Source organism: Nocardioides humilatus, assembly GCF_008373755.1.
Lineage (GTDB): Bacteria > Actinomycetota > Actinomycetes > Propionibacteriales > Nocardioidaceae > Nocardioides > Nocardioides humilatus.
Genome location: NZ_VUJV01000024.1, coordinates 1 through 353 on the forward strand (window position 1 = coordinate 1; position 353 = coordinate 353).

A 353-nucleotide genomic window follows, 5' to 3' on the forward strand; every position below is an offset into this window, starting at 1 on the left:
ACAAACATGAAGCAGGCTGATAACGAATGCCAAATGTGTATCTAAAGGAGATATTCACTAATCCACACTATATTTATTGACTAGCAGCACCATCTACATCCATCACTTGGGAGTCCGTCTTGTCTCCTTTCTCGTCGACAGACATCGGCTCCGGGTTCAGTACACTATTTGCTTCTATTTTATCTTCCTTATTGCTATCTTTAGGGGCATCCTTCTTATCTTTACTTTTGTCTCGTTTTTTTACTGTTTTGGTTACTTTTTTCGGAGTAGACTTCTTGTCTTCTTTCTTCTCTGCGTCACCTCCAGTAGATTTGTTGTCTTCGGGTCGTGTGTCGGCCGCAGATGGTTGTGTT

General features: G+C 41.6%; 1 protein-coding gene. It reads right to left on the bottom strand.

Annotation, left to right across the window (positions count from 1 at the left end; genetic code table 11):
• Positions 1-73: 73 nt before the first annotated feature.
• A partial coding sequence (locus F0U44_RS23875; protein ID WP_223163805.1) for a hypothetical protein occupies positions 74-353 on the bottom strand: 280 nt, incomplete at its 5' end.